At 69.3% G+C, this 19,073-nt stretch carries 17 protein-coding genes; 12 read left to right on the forward strand and 5 right to left on the reverse strand.

Annotated elements, in window-relative coordinates:
- Positions 1 to 9: 9 nt before the first annotated feature.
- Positions 10 to 1,563 (reverse strand): ABC transporter substrate-binding protein, encoded by a 1,554-nt coding sequence (locus ACUTAG_RS30255; RefSeq protein ID WP_049050828.1) that lies wholly within the window; start codon positions 1,561 to 1,563, stop codon positions 10 to 12.
- 44 nt (positions 1,564 to 1,607) lie between these two features.
- Entirely contained in the window at positions 1,608 to 2,813 is a 1,206-nt protein-coding gene (locus tag ACUTAG_RS30260) for an aminotransferase class V-fold PLP-dependent enzyme (RefSeq protein ID WP_006384342.1), read from the reverse strand.
- A 181-nt stretch (positions 2,814 to 2,994) separates the two neighbouring features.
- Here ACUTAG_RS30260 and ACUTAG_RS30265 point away from each other — a divergent pair, with 181 nt between their 5' ends.
- The 11 genes from ACUTAG_RS30265 to ACUTAG_RS30315 all read left to right on the forward strand — a co-directional run bounded on the left by ACUTAG_RS30265 (position 2,995) and on the right by ACUTAG_RS30315 (position 16,273).
- Positions 2,995 to 3,939, forward strand: a complete 945-nt coding sequence (locus ACUTAG_RS30265; protein ID WP_006384343.1) for a LysR family transcriptional regulator — start codon at positions 2,995 to 2,997, stop codon at positions 3,937 to 3,939.
- Between the two features lie 130 nt (positions 3,940 to 4,069).
- Positions 4,070 to 4,750 carry a hydrolase gene (locus tag ACUTAG_RS30270; RefSeq protein WP_148318937.1) on the forward strand — a complete coding sequence of 227 codons (681 nt, stop codon included), beginning with the start codon at positions 4,070 to 4,072 and terminating at the stop codon, positions 4,748 to 4,750.
- Between the two features lie 120 nt (positions 4,751 to 4,870).
- The gene (locus ACUTAG_RS30275) at positions 4,871 to 7,012 is read left to right on the forward strand and encodes a LamG-like jellyroll fold domain-containing protein (RefSeq protein WP_262352286.1); all 2,142 of its coding nucleotides are present in this window, start codon (positions 4,871 to 4,873) and stop codon (positions 7,010 to 7,012) included.
- A gap of 142 nt (positions 7,013 to 7,154) precedes the next feature.
- Complete coding sequence (locus tag ACUTAG_RS30280) at positions 7,155 to 8,675, forward strand: amidohydrolase family protein (RefSeq protein ID WP_020927738.1); 1,521 nt, start codon at positions 7,155 to 7,157, stop codon at positions 8,673 to 8,675.
- An 81-nt stretch (positions 8,676 to 8,756) separates the two neighbouring features.
- Positions 8,757 to 9,851, forward strand: a complete 1,095-nt coding sequence (locus ACUTAG_RS30285; RefSeq protein WP_148318935.1) for an ABC transporter substrate-binding protein — start codon at positions 8,757 to 8,759, stop codon at positions 9,849 to 9,851.
- A 13-nt stretch (positions 9,852 to 9,864) separates the two neighbouring features.
- Complete coding sequence (locus ACUTAG_RS30290; RefSeq protein ID WP_024068891.1) at positions 9,865 to 10,695, forward strand: ABC transporter permease; 831 nt, start codon at positions 9,865 to 9,867, stop codon at positions 10,693 to 10,695.
- Entirely contained in the window at positions 10,692 to 11,516 is an 825-nt protein-coding gene (locus ACUTAG_RS30295) for an ABC transporter permease (RefSeq protein WP_006384349.1), read from the forward strand. The genes ACUTAG_RS30290 and ACUTAG_RS30295 overlap by 4 nt, the downstream gene beginning before the upstream one ends.
- 18 nt (positions 11,517 to 11,534) lie before the next feature.
- Positions 11,535 to 12,401 (forward strand): ABC transporter ATP-binding protein, encoded by an 867-nt coding sequence (locus ACUTAG_RS30300; RefSeq protein WP_020927742.1) that lies wholly within the window; start codon positions 11,535 to 11,537, stop codon positions 12,399 to 12,401.
- 58 nt (positions 12,402 to 12,459) lie between these two features.
- On the forward strand, positions 12,460 to 13,836 hold the full coding sequence (locus tag ACUTAG_RS30305) for an LLM class flavin-dependent oxidoreductase (RefSeq protein WP_026385049.1): 1,377 nt from the start codon (positions 12,460 to 12,462) through the stop codon (positions 13,834 to 13,836).
- A gap of 179 nt (positions 13,837 to 14,015) precedes the next feature.
- The gene (locus ACUTAG_RS30310; protein WP_026385050.1) at positions 14,016 to 14,729 is read left to right on the forward strand and encodes a glutamine amidotransferase; all 714 of its coding nucleotides are present in this window, start codon (positions 14,016 to 14,018) and stop codon (positions 14,727 to 14,729) included.
- Positions 14,730 to 14,797: 68 nt separating this feature from the next.
- Positions 14,798 to 16,273 (forward strand): hypothetical protein, encoded by a 1,476-nt coding sequence (locus ACUTAG_RS30315; protein ID WP_054517428.1) that lies wholly within the window; start codon positions 14,798 to 14,800, stop codon positions 16,271 to 16,273.
- A 57-nt stretch (positions 16,274 to 16,330) separates the two neighbouring features.
- On the opposite strand, the gene copD is transcribed toward ACUTAG_RS30315, so the two are convergent.
- From copD to ACUTAG_RS30330, 3 genes are all read right to left on the reverse strand, one after another.
- Entirely contained in the window at positions 16,331 to 17,218 is an 888-nt protein-coding gene (gene copD / locus ACUTAG_RS30320) for a copper homeostasis membrane protein CopD (RefSeq protein ID WP_148318933.1), read from the reverse strand.
- 1 nt (position 17,219) lies between these two features.
- Positions 17,220 to 17,576, reverse strand: coding sequence for a copper homeostasis periplasmic binding protein CopC (gene copC, locus ACUTAG_RS30325; RefSeq protein WP_024068896.1), 357 nt, complete (start codon positions 17,574 to 17,576; stop codon positions 17,220 to 17,222).
- Positions 17,577 to 17,742: 166 nt separating this feature from the next.
- The gene (locus tag ACUTAG_RS30330; protein WP_038503564.1) at positions 17,743 to 18,201 is read right to left on the reverse strand and encodes a hypothetical protein; all 459 of its coding nucleotides are present in this window, start codon (positions 18,199 to 18,201) and stop codon (positions 17,743 to 17,745) included.
- A gap of 109 nt (positions 18,202 to 18,310) precedes the next feature.
- Here ACUTAG_RS30330 and ACUTAG_RS30335 point away from each other — a divergent pair, with 109 nt between their 5' ends.
- Positions 18,311 to 19,012 (forward strand): ProQ/FinO family protein, encoded by a 702-nt coding sequence (locus ACUTAG_RS30335; RefSeq protein ID WP_035199870.1) that lies wholly within the window; start codon positions 18,311 to 18,313, stop codon positions 19,010 to 19,012.
- Positions 19,013 to 19,073: the final 61 nt, after the last annotated feature.

The raw sequence follows: 19,073 nt of genomic DNA on the forward strand, positions 1-19,073 counted from the left end.
CCGGCGCGCTCACTTGAGCCACATGGTGGGCAGCGAGATGCCCGGGCTGCTTTCGCTCAGGGCCCCGCCCAGCTGGGTGTAGCCCTGCACCTTGCGCAGATAGCCCTGGGCCTGCTCGCGCCAGCTCACGAAGACCCATGGGCTGGTCTCCAGGATGCGCTTTTCCGCCTGCTGGTAGATCGGCTGGCGCGCCTTGGGATCGGTCAGCGCGCGCCCCTGGGCCAGCAGCTTTTCCAGCTCGGGATCGCGGTAGCCTATCGGCTTGGCCCAGTAGCTGGAGTCGCCGCCCAGGTAATAGGCGTAGGCGTCCGGGTCGGGCAGCTTGACCGACACGCCGTAGATCATCGACTCGTAGTCGCCGCGGTTCTTGCGCTCGACCAGCGTGGCCCATTCGACCGGTTCCAGCTTCAGGTTGATGCCGACTTCCTTCAGGTTGGCCTGCACCACCTGTGCCATTGTGGTGTAGATGCCCAGGCCCTGGAACACCACCATGGACGCGTCCACGCCGTTGCCGTAGCCGGCCTCGGCCAGCAGGGCGCGGGCCTTGGCGGTGTCGCGCTTGTAGGTGCCGTCCAGCGACTTGTCGTAGTACGGCGAATCCTCGGGCGTGGGCGCGCCGTAGATCGGCTTGCCGTAGCCGAAGAAGGCGGCCTTGGACACGGCCTCGCGGTCGATGGCGTAGGACACCGCGCGGCGCACGCGGGCGTCGTCGAACGGCTTCTTGCCGGTGTTGAACCAGACGCTCATGAAAGCGCCGCCGGCGGTGTCGATTCGGGTGCCGGCATTGCGGCGCAGCACGTCGATGTCCTTCCACGGCACGAAGTCGATCATGTCCAGCGACTGGCTGCGCAAGGCGTTGACGCGCGCGTCGTCGCTCTTGATCATGCGGAAGTCGACACCGTCCAGGTACGGTTGGCCACTGACGAAGTAGCGCGGGTTGCGCGTCAGGCTGGCGCGCACGGCCGGTTCGTAGCTCTTTAGCTGGAACGGGCCGGTGCCGTTGGCCGACAGCTTCAGGTTGGCGCCGCCCTCGACCCACTTGCGCGAGACGATGGCGGCCTCGGGCAAGGCCAGCACGCTCAGCATGGTGGCGTCGGCCGAGGGCTTTTCCACCTTGACGGTGGCCGCATCGACCACGGTGACGACGGCGCCCTGCAGGTTCGAGCGCAGCGTGGCCCCGGTGGCCGGGTCCAGGATGCGGTCGAGCGAGAATTTGACGTCGTCGGCGGTCACCGGCGAGCCGTCCTGGAAGGCCACGTCGGGCCGCAGGTGGAACACGATGGTGCGGGCGTCGGGCTGTTCCCAGCTTTGCGCCAGCCGCGGCACGATCGCGCCGCTCTTGTCATAGCCCGCCAGCGGGCTGTAGAGCGCCTCGATCAGCACCTTCCAGGCGCTGCCGCCATAGACGTGCGGATCGAGCGACACGATCTCGGACACCGTGCCATAGCGCAGCGTGCCGCCCTGCTTGGGCGTCTCGGCGGCCTGCGCGGCCGCGGCGCCAGCCGCCAGGGCGCAGGCGCTCAACAGGTGCGCCAGGCGGCGCCAGGTATGCATCATCGTCATGTTTTACCCCTTGTACACAATGCCGGTCCGTGCCGGGCGCGCCGTCAGGACGGCAGCGCCTCGACCAGCCGGTCGATTTCACTGGAATCGTTGTAGTAGCTCGGCGAAATGCGCAGGTTGCCGCCGCGCACCGCCAGGTCGACGCCGGCGTCGCGCAGGCGCTGCGCCAGTTCCTGCGCGTCATGGCCCGGATGCTTGAACGACAGGTTGCCCGACGCCTCGCCCGGCGCCCGCGAACTGACGATCTGGTAGCCCTTGCGCTGCAGGGCGGCGCCGGCATGGTCGGTCAGCTCCAGGATGTGGGTTTCGATGCGGGCCGGCGTCAACGCCAATTGCACCCGCACCGCCGCGTCCAGCCCCCAGATGCCGGTGAAGTTGGCCAGCGCCTCTTCGAAGCGACCGGCATTGGGCCGGTACTCCAGCAGGTAATGCATGTGGTCTTCGGTGCTGTCGACGCTGTGATAGCCCACGCTGGGCGGGTCCAGCAGCCCCAGCACGCTCTTGCGGCAATAGAAATAGCCGGTGCCGATCGGCGCCAGCATCCACTTGTGGCCGCCCACAGACAGGAAGTGGATGCCCAGCCGCTCCACGTCCAGCTCCAGCGCGCCGGCCCACTGGATCGCGTCCAGGTTCAGGTACACGCCGCGTTCGTGGCACAGGTTGGAGGTGGCCTCCAGGTCCTGGCGAAAGCCATTGGAGAACTGCACCGCGCTCAGCGACACCAGGCGGGTGCGGTCGTCCATCAGCTTGCGGATATCGTCCACCAGGATGCGGCCGTTGCGGTTCTTCACCCAGCGGATGGTAACCCCGCGCGCGGCCAGCTTCATCCAGCAATACACGTTGGACGGGTATTCGATGTCGGCCAGGATCAGGTTGTCGCCATCGCGCCAGGGAAAGCCGTTGGCCACGTGCACCAGGCCTTCGGTGGTGTTCTTGACGTAGGCGATCTCGTCGCGGTGCGCGCCGATCAGACGGCCGATGCGGGCCTTGATGGTCTCCTCGGCGTAGCGGCACCACTCGGGATAGGCGTTGCGGCCGTTGTCGCGCACGTCCTCCATGAAGCGGTTCACGGCCGCCACCACCGGCAGGCTCAGCGCGCCGATCGACGCGTTGTTCAGGTAGGCCCGCCGTTGCTTGATCGGGAACGCGTCGCCGACATTGCTCCAGTCGAGCTGCTCGATGCCATTGCGGTCATCGGGAAAAAGTGCCGCGGGTCCGCCCACGGAAACCGGTCTGTCCAGGATATTCACGCCGCGCCTCTTTCGTTGAAGGTGGGATGATCCTAAGATTGCGTGAATTCATGCGTCAATTTCGTTTGGAGTATTGATTCATGCGCTTTTGTAATGTGTTGCCGCCGCCAAGCCGCCCTGCCCTGGGGCAGGCGCCGGTCCGTGCCCACCCGCCTCGCGCCGCCTGTCGGGGTTTGTCCCTATGCGCCTGAACCGCCTGCAGGCGCTGCGCGCCGTGCTCGAGACCGGCAGCGTCACCGAAGCCTCGCACCGCATCCACCGCACGCAGCCGCAGATCAGCCGCCTGATCTCGGCGCTCGAGGATGAAGTCGGCTTTCCGCTGTTCCTGCGCCAGGGGCGCGGCCTGATCCCGACCCAGGAATGCCTGCGCTTCTATGAAGGCACGCGCCACATCCTGGCCGGTTTCGAAGAAGTCTCGCGCATCGCCGACTCGATCCGCACCCAGCAGGACGCCTGGCTGCGCATCCTGACCCAGCCCTACTTCGCCTACAGCGTCACGCCGCGCGCCATCGCCGATTTCGCGCGCAGCCATCCCAAGGTCAGGGTGTCGCTGGAAGTGCGCTCGCGGGTGGACGTCGGCCTGTGGATGTCGGGGCAGCAGTTCGACCTGGGCGTGGCCGCGCTGCCGATCGACTTTCCCGGCATCCGTTCGCGCACCTTTGCCCAGGTGCGCCTGGTGATCGCCATGCCGGAAGGCCACCGGCTGGCGGCCCGGCGCGTCGTCACGGTCGACGACATCGAGGACGAACCCTTCATCGCCCTGCGTCCCTTCACCCTGCTGCGCCAGCACATCGACGACCTGATGGAAAAACGCGGCCTGCGCCTGCGGCTGGTGATGGAAACCTCGTCGGGCCAGTCCGCCTGCCAACTGGCGGCGCTGGGCATGGGCATCGCGCTGGCCGATCCGATCCTGGCGGCCAACGTGCCCGGCATCGTGCTGCGCGACTTCGAGCCACGCCTGACCATGCCGTATGGCTTCCTGCTGCCCAGTTCCTATGCGCCATCGGAACAGGCGCGCGAGTTCGCGCGCGTGCTGACGCGGCTGGTGCGCGAGATGGCGCCGGACCGGGTCGACCTGGTCGATCCGGGCGCGGGCGAGGCGGACGGGTTGATGGCCTTTCCCTAGCGCGCTGTCGCGCGGACCGCGCTATCGTCCTGTTTTTGGAACGCTGATGGCAATTTTGACCTACTAGCGCCGCCATCGTCCGCAAATTATCGTGATGACTCTGCTTACCCACCCCCAAAGGAGTCCCGTCATGAGCCAACCCGCGAACTTCAATGGAGCCCGTCCGGTCATCGTTCCGGACCAGGCCGCGATGCTGCTGATCGACCATCAGAGCGGCCTGTTCCAGACCATCGGCGACCTGCCCTTCACCACCGTGCGCGCCCACGCCTCGGCGCTGGCCAGGATGGCCACGCTGACCAAGATGCCGGTGATCACCACCGCCTCGGTGCCGCAAGGTCCCAATGGTCCGCTGATCCCCGAGATCCACCAGAACGCGCCGCATGCCAAGTACGTCGCGCGCCGTGGCGAGATCAACGCCTGGGACAATCCCGACTTCGTTGCCGCGGTCAAGGCCACGGGCCGCAAGCAGCTGATCATCGCCGGCACCATCACCAGCGTCTGCATGGCCTTTCCCGGCATTGCCGCGGTGGCCGACGGCTACCAGGTGTTCGCCGTGATCGACGCCTCGGGCACCTATTCGAAGATGGCGCAGGAAATCACGCTGGCGCGCGTGGTCCAGGCCGGCGTGGTGCCGATGGACACCGCCGCGGTGGCGTCGGAACTGCAACGCACCTGGCACCGCGACGACGCGGCGCAATGGGCGGAAATCTACGGCGGCATTTTCCCGTCGTACCAGTTGCTGGCCGAAAGCTACGCCAAGGCGCAGGACGTCGAACGCAACCAGGAAGCGCTGGACTCGCAACGCGCCTGATGCGCAACGGCGCGGGCCCGGGCGCCGTGCCCGCGCCCGCCGTCGGCCTGCCGCGCACAATATTCATGCGCGCTTAACACGTTCGTCATTCGGCGTTCCTAAGCTTCCCACTTTTTCTGAATGGGCAGCACACAGATGGCGCACGACACGCAAGACGGCAAGCACGGCATTGCCACGATTTCCAACAACCTGCCGACGGCGGCCGATCCGCGCCGGCGCAGCCTGCTGAAAGCCGGCTTTGGCGCCACGCTGCTGCCGGTGGGCGGCTCGCTGTTGCTTTCGGCCTGCTCCAGCGATGACGACGACGATGAGGACCTCCCGCCGACCGCCACGCCCGCGCCGCAACCGAAGAACATCTCCAGCTTCGCCGTGGCCGTGCTGCCGGACACGCAGTTCTACTCGCGCTACGCCACCGACGCCGAGAACCAGCAGTTCATGCGCAAGTACGGCAGCGAGCCGTACAAGGCCCAGACGCAGTGGGTCGCGGACCATGCCAGGTCGCTGGGCATCCCCTTCCTGATCCACCTGGGCGACGTGGTCGACCAGCAGGCCAAGCCGGACCAGTGGACCGTGGCCAGCTCGGCCATGAAGATCCTGGAAGACGCCAAGGTGCCGTATTCGATCCTGGCGGGCAATCACGATGTGATCCGGGACCGTGATTACATCGACAAAGCCCACATGGACGAAGACTCCGATGCCGACCGCATTCTGGCGAACGAACCCTATCTGAAGGCCTTCGGGCCCGAACGCGCGGCCAAGCAGGCCACCTTCGGTGGCCGTGATCCCAGCGGCTTCCACGAATACCATGTCTTCGAGGCCGAGGGTCAGAAATTCATGGTGCTGTCATTGTCGTGGCGCATCTCCACGGCCGCCCTGGCCTGGGCCAACCAGGTCATCCGCGCCAATCCGACGCTGCCCGTGATCCTGGTCAACCATCAGCTGCTCAACATCGACAAGGACGGCGTCAGTCCGCTCGAAGTGCCGTACGGCCTGATGCTGTGGGACGATCTCATCCGCCAAAACGACCAGATCTTCATGACCCTGAACGGCCACTACCATGGCGCCGCGCGCCTGACCAAGATGAATGCCTTCGGCAACGCGGTCGAGGAAATGGTGGTGGACTACCAGATGGCCTACCAGGGTGGCAACGGCCTGATGCGGCTGTATGAATTCGACCTGAGCAACAACGAGATCCGGGTGCTGTCGTTCTCGCCCTGGGTGCCGCAGAAGCCCAAGGACACGCTCAACGCCTTCGACCAGGCGGTGCTGACGGGCGCCAATGAGCAATTCACCATCAAGATGGATTTCGCCAAGCGCTTTGGCGGCTTCAACAAGACGTTCCAGGCCGCCGCGCCGACGCACACCTCGCTGGTGGACCAGGCCCGCGCACTGATCCTGGCCAACTACACCGACCCCGCCGCCAACGCGCAGAAGCCCGCGGTCGACAGCGACGACTACCCGCAGGTGCCGGGCACGCTGGCGCACTGGCGCTTCTTCGGCGGCGCCGATGGCCAGCCGGTGCCGGTGGGCCAGGTGATCCAGGACAGGGCCGGCCTCAACCCCATCAGCCGCGCCGCGCTCAACATCGACGGCGTGGCCGGCGCCCAGCTGGGCGACCTGCTGTGGTCCAGCGACCATCACTACCTGTCGGCGGCGCCCGGCTCGGTGCGCTTTCTCAACACCGACAAGAACACCGGCCGCATGAGCTATTTCAGCACCGCCACCTCGGCGGTGCTGAACGCCGAGACCGTGCCCAACGGCTACACGGTGGAAGCCTTCATCAAGATCGACCGCGATTGGACCTCGCAGAAAAATGCCTGGATGAACATCATGACGCGCGACGGCAAGCGCGGCGACCTGCCCGGCTACAGCGGCGGCGACCCGGAATCGCCGCCCCTGCTGTTCGCCATCTCCAGCCTGCGCGAAGTGCAATGGGAGGTGGTGCCCGAGCGCAGCGGCGCGCGCGAAGCCAAGGCCAACTGGTCCGGCGAGATCATCGCCGACAAATGGATGCACGTGGCCATCGTCAACGACGGCGCCACGCACGAGACCATCCTGTACGTCGAAGGCGCCCCGGTGCTGCGCAACGTGGCCGACGCCCCGGGCCTGGCGACGCTGGCCGCCAACATGCCGTGGATCATCGGCGCCGGGTCGTGGGACGGCGCGCGCGCCGACGGCTTCTTCGGCAGCATCGGCGAAATCCGCATCGTCAACCAGGCGCTCAAGCCCGCGCAGTGGCTGACGGCGCGCCGCGGCGGCTGATCGGGCGGCCTGGTTATTTAGTCATGACGCACAACTAAACAACCAATCCTTCGTTGGGCGCCGCGCGGCGCTCCCGTAATGTTTGCCAGGCAAGCAGGGAATTCCCCTGCGCCTCGCGACATGAACTACGGAGAGCGCCAGCATGAACCAGCCTTTGCACCCGAGCCAAGCGTCACGATCCGCCGCCGTCAAGGCGACGTTGGACTACCCGGTGATCGACACCGACGTGCACGTCAACGACTACGCGCCGGTCCTGGAGGACTACGTCCAGCACTACGGCGGCGGCAAGCTGGTGGATGCCTTGCGCAAGGCCCTCGGTTCGCGCTTTGCCACCAGGAGCGGCGGCAAGGACTGGTACCAGCAGACCCCGGCCGAGCGCCAGGACAACCGCACCCTGCGCTCGCCCTGGTGGGCGCGGGTCACGCGCAACACGCTGGACCTGGCCACCTACACCCTGCCGGAGCTGCTCAACGAACGCCTGGCCGAGCAAGGCGCGGACTATTCCGTGCTGTTTCCCAACGACGTGCTGGCGCCGCTGGGCGCCGGCGATGAGTTCCGCCAGCCGCTGCACCGCGCCATCAACCACTTCCATGCCGACCAGTACCGCAAGTACAGCGACCGCCTGACGCCGGTGGCCGGCATTCCGCTGAACACGCCGCAGGAAGGCATCGAGGAACTGGAATTCGCGGTCAAGACGCTGGGGCTGAAGGTCATCAACATCGCCGGCGGCGTCAAGCGGCCGATCAAGGCGATCGCGCGCAAGTATCCCGCCGCTGACCATCCCGAGATCGCCCGGCACGCCAGCTACATCGACTTCTACGGCATCGACAGCGAGTACGACTACGACCCGTTCTGGGCCAAGGTGGTCGAGCTGGGCGTGCCGGTCACCACGCACTACGGCAGCCAGGGCTGGACCGGGCGCCATTCCATCAGCAACTACATGTTCAACCACATCGGCCACTTCGCCGATGGCTCGCAGGCCTTCGCCAAGGCGCTGTTCTTCGGCGGCGTCACGCGGCGCTTCCCGAACCTGCGCGTGGCGCTGCTGGAAGGCGGCGCCGACTGGGGCTCGCACGTCTACACGCACCTGGTGGACCGCTGGGAAAAGCGCAACCGCGCCGCGGTGCAGAACTACAACCCGGCCAACGCCGACGTGGCGCTGCTGCACGAACTGTTCCAGCGCTACGGCGCCGACTTCATCCGCGGCCGCGACATCGACCCGCAGCAGCTGCTGCGCGACAGCCTGGGCATCTCGGCCCTGCCGCACAGCCGCGACCCGCACCCGGACGAGCTGGACGACTTCGCCGCCGCCGGCATCGAATCGGTCGAGGACATCCGCAAGCGCTGGGTCGACAGCTTCTACTTCGGCTCGGAATCCGACGACCGCACCGTGGCGGCGGCCTTCAACGACAAGGTCAACCCGCTGGGCGTGAAGATCAACGCCATCTGGTCCTCGGATATCGGCCACTGGGACGTGCCCGACCTGACCGCGCCGCTGGCCGAAAGCTGGGACCTGGTCGAACAGGGCGTGATCAGCGCGCAGGACTTCAAGGCGCTGGTGTTCGGCAACCCCTACCGCTTCTATACCGAGGCCAATCCGGCCTTCTTCCAGGGCACCGCCATCGAGCGCAAGCTGGCCGCGCCCGCGCGCGCGGCCGCCTGACCCCGCCCGCCGTTGTCTGCCTGACCGCCGGACGGCGTGATGCCGGCCGGCTGCCCGATCCTTTCCTGAACGAGTCATTCCATGAAGTCATTGATGATCCTGAGTAAACGCATCGCCGCGCTGGGCCTGGCGGCCCTGGCGGCGTGGGGCGGCAGCGCCCGGGCAGCCGACGTCATCCGCGTCGGCGTGGCCACCGCCGGCGGCGGCGATCCGATCACCTGGGGCGGTTCGCCCGGCGGCGTGGTGCGCGTCAACCAATGGCTGGAACAGGCCTTCGCCGCGGACGGCGTCAAGGTCGAGTGGCTGTTCTTCAAGGGCGCCGGCCCGGCCGTCAACGAAGCGCTGTCCAACAAGCAGATCGACTTCGCCTACCAGGGCGACCTGCCGCAGGTGGTGGGCCGCGCGAACGGCCTGAAGACCAAGCTGCTGCTGGTCAGCGGCGCGCGCAACAACCTGTACCTGGTGGCGCCGCCGAATTCCCCGCTCAAGTCCATCGAGGACCTGAAGGACCGCAAGGTGTCGATCTTCCGCGGCACCAACGGCCACCTGGTGGCAATCAACGTGCTGGCCGCGCATGGCCTGGCCGAGCGCGACATCAAGGGCGTCAACCTGGATGCCGGCAGCGCCCAGGCGGCGCTGGTGTCCAACGGCGTGGACGCGGCCTTTGGCGGCTACGAATGGTTCAAGGTGCGCGACCAGGGCCTGGCCAAGGTCATCTACAGCACCCAGGGCCAGGACCCGGCCTACACCCGCCAGGCCTCGCTGCTGGTGCGCGAGGACTTCGAGCGCGAGAATCCCGCCCAGGTGCAGAAGGTGGTGGACGTGTTCGTCCGCGCCGCGCAGTGGTCGTCCGACGAGAAGAACCGCGACGCCCTCTTCAAGATCTGGGAAAAGAGCGGCGTGCCCTACGCCTCGTGGCAGGCCGAGTTCGACAAGCAGGACCTGGCCGCGCGCAACTCGCCGCTGATCGACGACTTCATCATCGCCCGCTACAAGGCGGTGGTGGCCGACGCCGCCAAGCTCAAGCTGATCCGCCGCGAGGTTTCGCTGGACGGCTGGTTCGATCCGCGCTACCTGCAGAATGCGCTCAAGGCCCAGGAGCTGGAGCGCTACTGGACCGCGTTCGACGCCGCCGGCAAGCCGGTGTCCGGCCCGGCGCAGGCCGCGGCGCGCTGACCGGAGCGCCGCCATGTCCTCGCTTTCCCCTATTGCCCTGGCGCGCCCGGCCCCGGCGCCGGCCTGGGCGCGCCAGGCGGCCTGGACCGCCGCGCCCTGGCTGCTGCCGCTGGCGCTGCTGACGCTGTGGCAGACCGGCGCCAGCCAGGGCTGGATCTCGCCGCAGGTGCTGCCGCCGCCCGCCTTCGTCTGGGACACCCTGCGCGACCTGGCGACCAGCGGCGACCTGTGGCTGAACACCCGCGCCAGCCTGCAACGGGTGCTGGTCGGCTTTGCCCTGGGCAGCCTGCTGGGGCTGCTGCTGGGCACGGCGATGGGCTTGTCTCGCCGGCTCGAGGCCTACGTGCTGCCGACCTTCAACGCGCTGGTGCAGATCCCGGTGCTGGCCTGGCTGCCGTTCGTGCTGCTGATCGTCGGCATCGGCGAACCGCTCAAGTACATCCTGATCGCCAAGGCGGCGCTGGTGCCGGTCACGCTCAATACCTTGCAGGGCTTTCGCCAGGCCAGCCCGGCGCTGCGCGAAGTGGCGCGGGTCTATGGCTACAGCCGGCGCCAGGAGGTGCTGGAGGTGGTTGTGCCGCTGGCGCTGCCGACGCTCTTCACCGGGCTGCGGCTGGGCTTCACCAAGGCCTGGCTGTCGCTGGTGGTGGTGGAGCTGGTGGCGTCCAGCGAAGGCCTGGGCTACCTGATCGTCTATGGCCGGCAGTTGTTCCAGCTGGACCTGGTGATGGCCGCGGTGATCGTGGTGGGCGCCATCGGCTATGCCATCGACCGGCTGCTGGACTGGGCCGAGACGCGCCTGATCCAGGGCCGCCCCACCCTCACCGCGCAGGCACGCCCATGAACGCCGCCACTTCCGCCTCCCGCGATGCCGCCGAGCTGGCGCTGTCGCAACCGCTGGCCGTGCGCGCCGGCGGCCGCTGGCGCGGCCTGGTGCTGCCGCTGGCCGCCATCGCGTTGTGGTGGTTGCTGGCGCGCATCGACCTGGTGAATTCGGCCCTGCTGGTGTCGCCCGAAAAAGTGCTGGCCACCGCCGCCGACCAGATCCTGGGCGGCAAGCTGTGGCGCGCGCTCGGCGCCAGCCTGGGCCGCGAGCTGACCGGCTTTGCCATCGGCACGGTCGCGGGCCTGCTGCTGGGCGTGCTGCTGGGCCTGTCGCCCGCCTTCAACCGGCTGGTCGGCCCCAGCTTCAACACCTTCAAGCAGATCTCGCTGTTCGCCTGGATCCCGCTGATCTCGGTGTGGTTCGGGCTGGGCGACACCGCCAAGGTGGTGTTCCTGTCGCTGGCGGCGCTGGTGCCGGTGGTGGTCAATACCTGCGACGGCGTGCGCAACACCCCACCCAAGCTGCTGGAGGTGGCGCGGGTGTACGGCTACAGCCGCTGGCAGACCTTCGCCCAGGTGGTGCTGCCGGCCGCCGCGCCCGCCATCTTCACCGGCGTCTACCTGGCGCTGATCTACTCCTGGCTGGCCACCATCGGCGCCGAATACCTGCTGGTGGCGGGCGTCGGCATCGGCAACCTGCTGATCGAGGGCAGCGAACATTTCCAGATGGACCTGGTGATCTTCGGCATGTTCGTGGTCGGGGTGATCGGCTGGCTCATGAACGCCCTGGCCCGCGTGGCCGAACGCCGGCTCGCGCGCTTGCGCGGGCAGGACCAATAACCGCAGGAAGACTCAGGCATGACTCAACATACTTCGCTGGACCTGTCGCTACAGGCGGTCGGCAAGCGCTATCCCAGCGCCCAGGCCGAAGGCGGCGTGCTGCAGGTGCTCACGGGCGTGGACCTGGAGATCCCCGCCGGCCAGTTCGTTTCCATCGTCGGCGCCAGCGGCTGCGGCAAGTCCACCCTGCTGCGCCTGATCCTGGGGCTGGACGACACCTATGAGGGCGCCATCACCCTGGGCGGCGAACCGGTGCGCGGCACCGGCCCGGAACGCGGCATCGTGTTCCAGGACCACCGCCTGTTCCCGTGGCTGACGGTGGCGCAGAACATCGCCGTGGGGCTGCGCAACGCCGCCATCTCCACCAGCGAAAAGCGCGACCGCGTGGCCGAGCACGTTGCTCTGGTGGGACTGGAGGGCTTCGAGCAGTCGTACCCGCACCAGATCTCCGGCGGCATGGCGCAGCGCGTGGCGATCGCCCGCGGCCTGGTCAACCGGCCGCGCGTGCTGCTGCTGGACGAACCCTTCGGCGCGCTCGACGCGCTGACCCGCGCCCGGCTGCAGACCGAGTTGCAGCGCATCTGGCAGAAAGAGCGCATCACCATGATCCTGGTGACGCACGACGTCGAGGAAGCGGTCTACCTGGGAGACAGGGTGGTCATCATGCAGCCGCGCCCGGGGCGCATCCGCCGCGTCGTCGACGTGCCGCTGCCGCATGCCCGCAACCGCAGCGACCCGCGCTTCATCCGCCTGCGCGACGACGTGCTGTCCGACTTCCTGGAGCCGGACGGCGCACCGGCCGACGACAGCCCGCCGCTGGGCGCCGACGCGGCCGCCGGCGTGCCCGCGCTGCCGTCCCTGGCCTCGCTGCGCATGGCCTGGTGAGATCCCCGTTCCGCTTCCCGGCTACGTTGCCATCCACCCCATTGCTGGAGTCATCCCCATGACCCGTTCCCCGCGCCAGATCAAGCTCGGCGCCTTTCTGATGCAGACCGGCCACCACATCGCCGCGTGGCGCCATCCCGACGCCCAGGCCGACGCGCCGGTCAATTTCCGCCATTACGCCGAGCTGGCGCGTCGCGCCGAGGCCGCCAAGTTCGACGCCATCTTCCTGGCCGACTCGGTCGGCGTGCGCAACACCGACCTGGCGTCGCTGTCGCGCACCGCGCGCAGCGACCACTTCGAGCCGCTGACGCTGCTGTCGGCGCTGGCCGCCGTGACCGAGAAAATCGGCCTGATCGCCACGGTTTCGACCACCTACAACGAGCCGTACCACGTGGCGCGCAAGTTCGCCTCGCTCGACCACATCAGCGGCGGCCGCTCGGGCTGGAACCTGGTCACTTCCAGCGGCCAGGGCGAGGCGCAGAACTTCAACCTGGACGAGCACGTCGAGCACGCCCGCCGCTATGCCCGCGCCGCCGAGTTCCACGACGTGGTGCTGGGCCTGTGGGACAGCTGGGAGGACGACGCCTTCCTGCGCGACAAGCACAGCGGCCAGTATTTCGACCCCGCCAAGCTGCATCCGCTGCGCCATCGCGGCGAGCATTTCTCGGTGCGCGGGCCGTTGAACGTGTCGCGTTCGCCGCAGGGCCGCCCGGTGGTGGTGCAGGCTGGCGCCTCGCCCGCCGGGCGCGACCTGGCGGCGCGCACCGCCGAGGTCATCTTCGTGGCGCACCAGACCTTCGACGAGGCCCGCGCCTTCTACCGCGACATCAAGGGCCGCGCCGTTGAATACGGCCGCGATCCCGACGACATCAAGATCATGCCCGGCATCTTCCCCGTGATCGGCCGCAGCCAGGCCGAAGCCGAGGACAAGTTCGCGCGCCTGCAGGACCTGATCCATCCGGTCGTCGGGGTGCAGTTGCTGTCCAACATGATCGGCGGCTTCGACCTGTCGGGGTATCCGGTAGACGGCCCCCTGCCCGACATTCCGGAGACCAACGGCGGCAAGAGCCGCCAGCAATTGCTGATCGACCTGGCGCGGCGCGACAACCTGACGATCCGCCAGCTCTACCTGCGCATCGCCGGGGCGCGCGGCCACCAGCAGGTGGTCGGCACGCCGCAAAGCGTGGCCGATCAGTTGCAGCAATGGTTCGAGGAAGACGGCGCGGACGGCTTCAACATCATGTCGCCGTGGCTGCCCGGCGGGCTGGACGACTTCATCGAGCTGGCGCTGCCGGAACTGCGCCGCCGCGGCCTGTTCCGCACCGAATACAGCGGCGCCACGCTGCGCCAGCATCTGGGCCTGGCGCGGCCGGCGCACCGCGCCGTGGCGGCGGCGTCCGCATCCCGCCGCGAGCGCGAGGCCGCCACGCTGTGAGACGACGGGCCGGCCATGCGGGACAGGGCCGGCTGCCGCGTCCATGGCCCGGCAGCCGGCCCCGGGCCGATATCATTCCCGCTCATAGCAGATAGCCGGCCCGGGCTATTGATGAATGGGCGCGGCGGCCTCATCATTGCGCGGGGCCCCACCCGGGCGCCGCCGATACCGCCACCGCCATGCCTCACCGACCGCTAGCCATCCTGCAAATGGGCCGACCGCCCGAAGACCTGCGCGCCATCCATGGCGAACAGGCCGACTGGATCACGGCGGCCCTGGCGGGCGTCGGCACGCCGCTGGCGGTCATCCATCCGGCCGCCGGCGAGGCCCTGCCCGATCCGGCCACGCTGCGCGGCGCGGTGCTGACGGGCTCGTGGGCCATGGTCACCGACCGCGAGCCCTGGAGCGAGCGCACCGCGCAATGGCTGCGCGATGCCATGGCGGCGCAGTTGCCGCTGCTGGGCATCTGCTACGGCCACCAGCTCATGGCTCACGCTTTCGGCGGCGAGGTCGATTACCACCCGCGCGGCCGCGAGATCGGGCTGCACGCCGTTGCGCGCCTGCCCGCCGCCGCGGCCGATCCGCTGCTGGCGGGGTTGCCCGAGCGCTTTCCCGCCCATCTCACGCACGAGCAGAGCGTGCTGCGGCCGCCGGCCGGCGCCACCGTGCTCGCCGGCACCGCCCACGATCCGCACCAGATCCTGCGCTACGGCCCGCGCGCGCTGTCAGTGCAGTTCCATCCGGAATTCACCGCCGGGCTGATGGACGCGTGCCTGGCGCGGCGCCAGGACTTCCTGGCGGCCGAAGGCCATGACGTGACCGCACTGCGCGCCGCCCTGGCGCCCACGCCGCACGCGCTGGGCATCCTGCGCGCTTTCGCGGCGGCCTGCTGAGCCGTGGCGCGCAACGCAACCGGCTCGCGCCGCGCCCGCCGCGCATCCGACCAGGCGGGCCTCGCGCCATGATGTACCTGCTGTGGTCCCTGCCTGCGCTGGTGGTCATTGGCGCCATCGCCAGCGGCCGCCTCAACACCACCCTGGCCGCCGTGCTGGGGCTGCTGGCGGCCATTGCGGTGGCGCTGTTCGCGGCCCCCGGCGCCTTCGGCGCGGGCGCGCTGGGCCAGGCCCTGTCGCGCGGCCTCTGGATCGGCGGGGTCATCACGCCCTACATCCTGGGCGGCCTGCTGTTCTGGCAGATGGCGGCGCGGGACGCCACGCCCGCTGGCGCCGCATCCGGCGCCGACGCGGCCGGCGCGCCGGCCGATCCCCTGGCGCGCCGCCGCCTGCTGTTCTTTGCCTGTTTTCTGGTGGGGCCGTTCGCCGAATCGGCCACCGGCTTCGGCGTCGGCATGCTGGGCACCGTGCTGCTGATCCGTCCGCTCGGTTTCAAGCCGCGCGAACTGATGGTCTTCGCGCTGCTGAGCCAGACCCTGATTCCCTGGGGCGCGATGGGCAGCGGCACGCTGCTGGCCTCCGCCTATGCGCGCGTGCCGCCGGCCCAGCTGGCCCTGTACGGCATGGTGCCCGTGGCCCTGCTGATGGGCGTGTGGTTGGCGCTGTTCTGGACCACGGCGCGGCGCGCCGGCCTGCCGGCGACGATGGCCGAACGCGGGCGCGAGACGGCCTGGATGCTGGCCAGCCTGGCCCTGCTGACGGCCGCCACCGCGCTGCTGGGCCCCGAGACCGCCTTGCTGGCCGCCTATGGCCCCCTGATCGTGCTGCGCTTCGCGCTGGACCGGCGGCCCGGCCGCGCGCAATTGCGGGCCGCCGCCCGCGGCGCGCTGCCGTATATCGTGCTGATCGCCTGCCTGGTCGCCACGCGCCTGGTGCCGGCGCTGAACCAGGGCCTGGCCTCGCTGGCGCGTTTCAGTCCCTACGCCGACCTGCCCGCCTGGGCGCCGTTCCTGCATGCCGGCAGTTGGCTGATCGGCGGCGCGCTGCTGATGGCGGCCATGCGCCGCCGGCCGGGCCTGCTGGCCGCCAACGCGCGCCATGCCTGGCGCACCGGCAGGCATGCGGTGCTTTCGGTATTCCTGTTCGCGATGATGGCCGAAGTGCTGGCGGGCGCCGGCATTTCGCAGGCCTACGCCGACGGTCTGTTCCGCGCCCTCGGCGACTGGACCCTGCTGATCACGCCGCTCATGGCCGGCGCGTTCGGCATCCTGGCCAACAGCGGCAACGCGCCCAACAGCCTCTTCATGCCATCGCAGCTGTCGCTGGCGCTGCACGCCGGCCTGAGCCTGCCCGCGGCGGCGGCGCTGCTGCACGTGTCCGGTACGTCGATGGGGTTCTTCTCGCCGGTGCGCATGTCCATCGCCGCCGGCCTGGCACGCGGCCATGGCCAGGAGCGGCCCGTGTACGTGCAGCTGCTGCCGTTCGCGCTGGCCGCCTTCGGCCTGCTGCTGGCGCTGGCGTTGTTGCTGGTGCTGGCGGGATGACGGCGGCCAGCGCGAACGGCCTTCAAGACGCCTTCAAGACGCCTTTCACGACACCCTCTACGACGGCGACATCAACCCCAACCCGCCCACGATGACCATCACCGCGGCGCCCAGCAGCATTTCCCAGATCGTATTGCGCCGGATGGCATGCAGGGCCAGGGCCGGCTCGGCCCGGATGCGCGCGATCCAGCGATAGCGATTGGCCAGCGCCAGCCCGGTCATCGCCAGCGCCAGCGCGATCTTGAGCAACAGCACGCGCACATAGTCCCACCCCGCGTCCGGCAATGCCGGCCCCAGGATCAGCGCCGCATTGGCCACGCCGCTGAGCAGCAAGACCGCCACGGCGACATGCCCCCAGGCGGAAAAGCGCAGCAGCGCGCGGGCGGCCTCGGCGCGATCCCGCGGACGTTGCCAGGCCGCCAGCCACGACATGAACACCGGCAGCGATCCCAGCCAGAACGCGGCCGCCAACAGGTGCAGATAGTCGCTGGCCGTGTGCGCCAGGCCCCAGCCGCCTTCGTGCATCGCGGCGTGGCCACTGAATGCCAGCGGCGCCAATGCCACGGCCGCCGGCCCCGCCAGCCAAGATGGCCGGCCCGGCCGCAGCCCCAGCGCCACGCCCAGCACGGCGGCCGCGCACAGGGCGCGCACCACCCAGGCCTGGCCGTAGCCGGTCTGCAGGGTGACCGTGTCCAGCATCTCGCCGTCCAGCATCGCCCGCCAGTCGCCGGCGATGCTGGCGGCCTGCAACGGCAACAGGCACAGTGTGGCCACCAGTCCCGCCGCGCCGATGCGCAGCAGGGCCGGCCGCAGCGCGGTCTCGGCGGCCACCCCCAGGCGCGGCGAGCCGCCCAGCGCCAGCATCGCGCTGGCGCCGAACAGCACCGCCGCCGCGCCGGCGCTGACGGCCCGGCACAGCGCGAACACGACCCACAAGGCGTCCATTTCAGGGCTTGACCGTGAACGTCCAGGCACCGTTGGTTTTGTGGCCGTCCTTGGACAAGGCCTGCCATTTCACGGTGTAGGCGCCCGCCGGCAAGGGTGTGGCCACGGGCAACACCAGCGTCTTGTCATCACCCGGCGCCGGCGCGGCCTTGGCCGCGACGGCCTGCTTGCCGGCCGTGTCCAGCACGGTCAGCGACGAAAAGGCGGGCTCCAACCCTTCGGAGAAAGTGGCCGTCACCGAAGACGGCGCGGCCACCTCGGCCTTGTCGGCCGGCGTGGCGCGTTGCAGGTGGGCGTGGGCCCAGGCCCATTGCGGGGCGAGCACGAGCGTGGCGGCGATGAATGCGGGTTTGAACATGATCGGACTCCAAAGTGACGGCGGCGCGCGGCCGCGCGAAAAGAATGGCGCGGGCGCCGAAAGCGGATCGGACGCGCGCGAAACGAACGGTTTGGGTATCGACGACCGGTGCGCGCCCGCGTCGCCCGCCACAGGAATGGGCGTGCGCGGGGACCGGCGCAAAGGATCAGGCCGCGCGCGGCGGCGCGCGCGATTGCTGCGGCAGCCAGGCCGTGGCGCCCCGCGGGCACGGCCCGGCTTGCGCGGCGCGCGGCAGGGCCGGCGGCTCCAGCGGCAGGCGCCAGGCCAGCCCCGCGAACGCGGGCGGGCCGGCGCCGGCAAGCATGGCGCAACTGGCGGCGCAGCAGTGCGGCAAGGTGCCGCCGGCGGCGTGGGGGGAGACGTGGCCAGCGGCCTGGACCGGCGTGGCCGCTAAGGCGTCCACGTCGTCCAGCGCCACCACCCGTGGGCCGCTGGCGGTGCAGAGGATGACAGACGAGGCCCCCTGCCCGGCTGCCGCCGGCAGGGCCGCGCCGAGCGCCGTGGCGGCCACCAGCGACTGGAAAACCAGCAGCCCCGCCGCCAGCCACACCAGCGCGCGGCGGGTGGCGGCAGACCTGCGCGTAAACGTAACCGGCGTGTGCATCCCCATGGTGCCGACGAGCTTACGACGGCCGCCGGACGCCCGCAACTTCAATCCGACACGCCACAACTGTTATGCTCCACGGTTTCAACATTTGAATTCGCAGCACACCATGGGTCTAGAACAGCTCGCCGCAATCCGAGAACTGCTGTTGAAGCAGGCTCCCGAAGAGGCGGCTTCCAAGAAGAAACCCGCCCGTCCGGCCGCCAACGAAGCGGGGTCGCGCAAGCCCTCCGCGCGTCCGGCCGGCGATGCGGCTGCCGCCCGGAAAAAGCCCGCGCGCGCGCCGGCCGGCGAACGACGCGAAGCGCCGGCGGTCGATCCGGTGCTGATCGCCATTTCGCGACTGCAGCGGCAATTTCCCAAGGCCTTTCCCAAGAAGCCGGCGCCCAAGGTGCCGCTCAAGCTGGGGGTGCTGGAGGACCTGGTGCAACACGCCCAGACCCTGCAGCTCAGCGCCGACGAGATCAAGCAGGCCGTCAAGACCTGGTGTGACGGCCGCCGCTACTGGGATTGCATGGTCGAATCCGCCGCGCGCGTCGACCTGAATGGCGAACCCAACGGCGCCGTGACCGCCAACGAAGCGCAGCACGCCAAGCGCATGGCCTCGCGCCGTCACGCCAAGGCGGGCGGTGGCCGTGGCGGCAAGGGCAATGCCGCCAAGGGCAAGCCGGCCGCCGAAGGCGCCAAGCCGGCGCAGGCCGAGGCTGCCGCGCCCGCCGATGCGGCCGTGGACACGCCGGTGGACACCTCAGTCGATACGTCGGTGGACACGCCGGCCCAGGCGCCGTCGGACACCCAGAGCGCCGACTGAACTTCCCGCCAGGAAAAAAAACGGACCGTGCGGCGCCTGGCGCCGCACGGTCCGCGGTCTT

Source organism: Achromobacter sp. CSND-B12, from assembly GCF_052906545.1.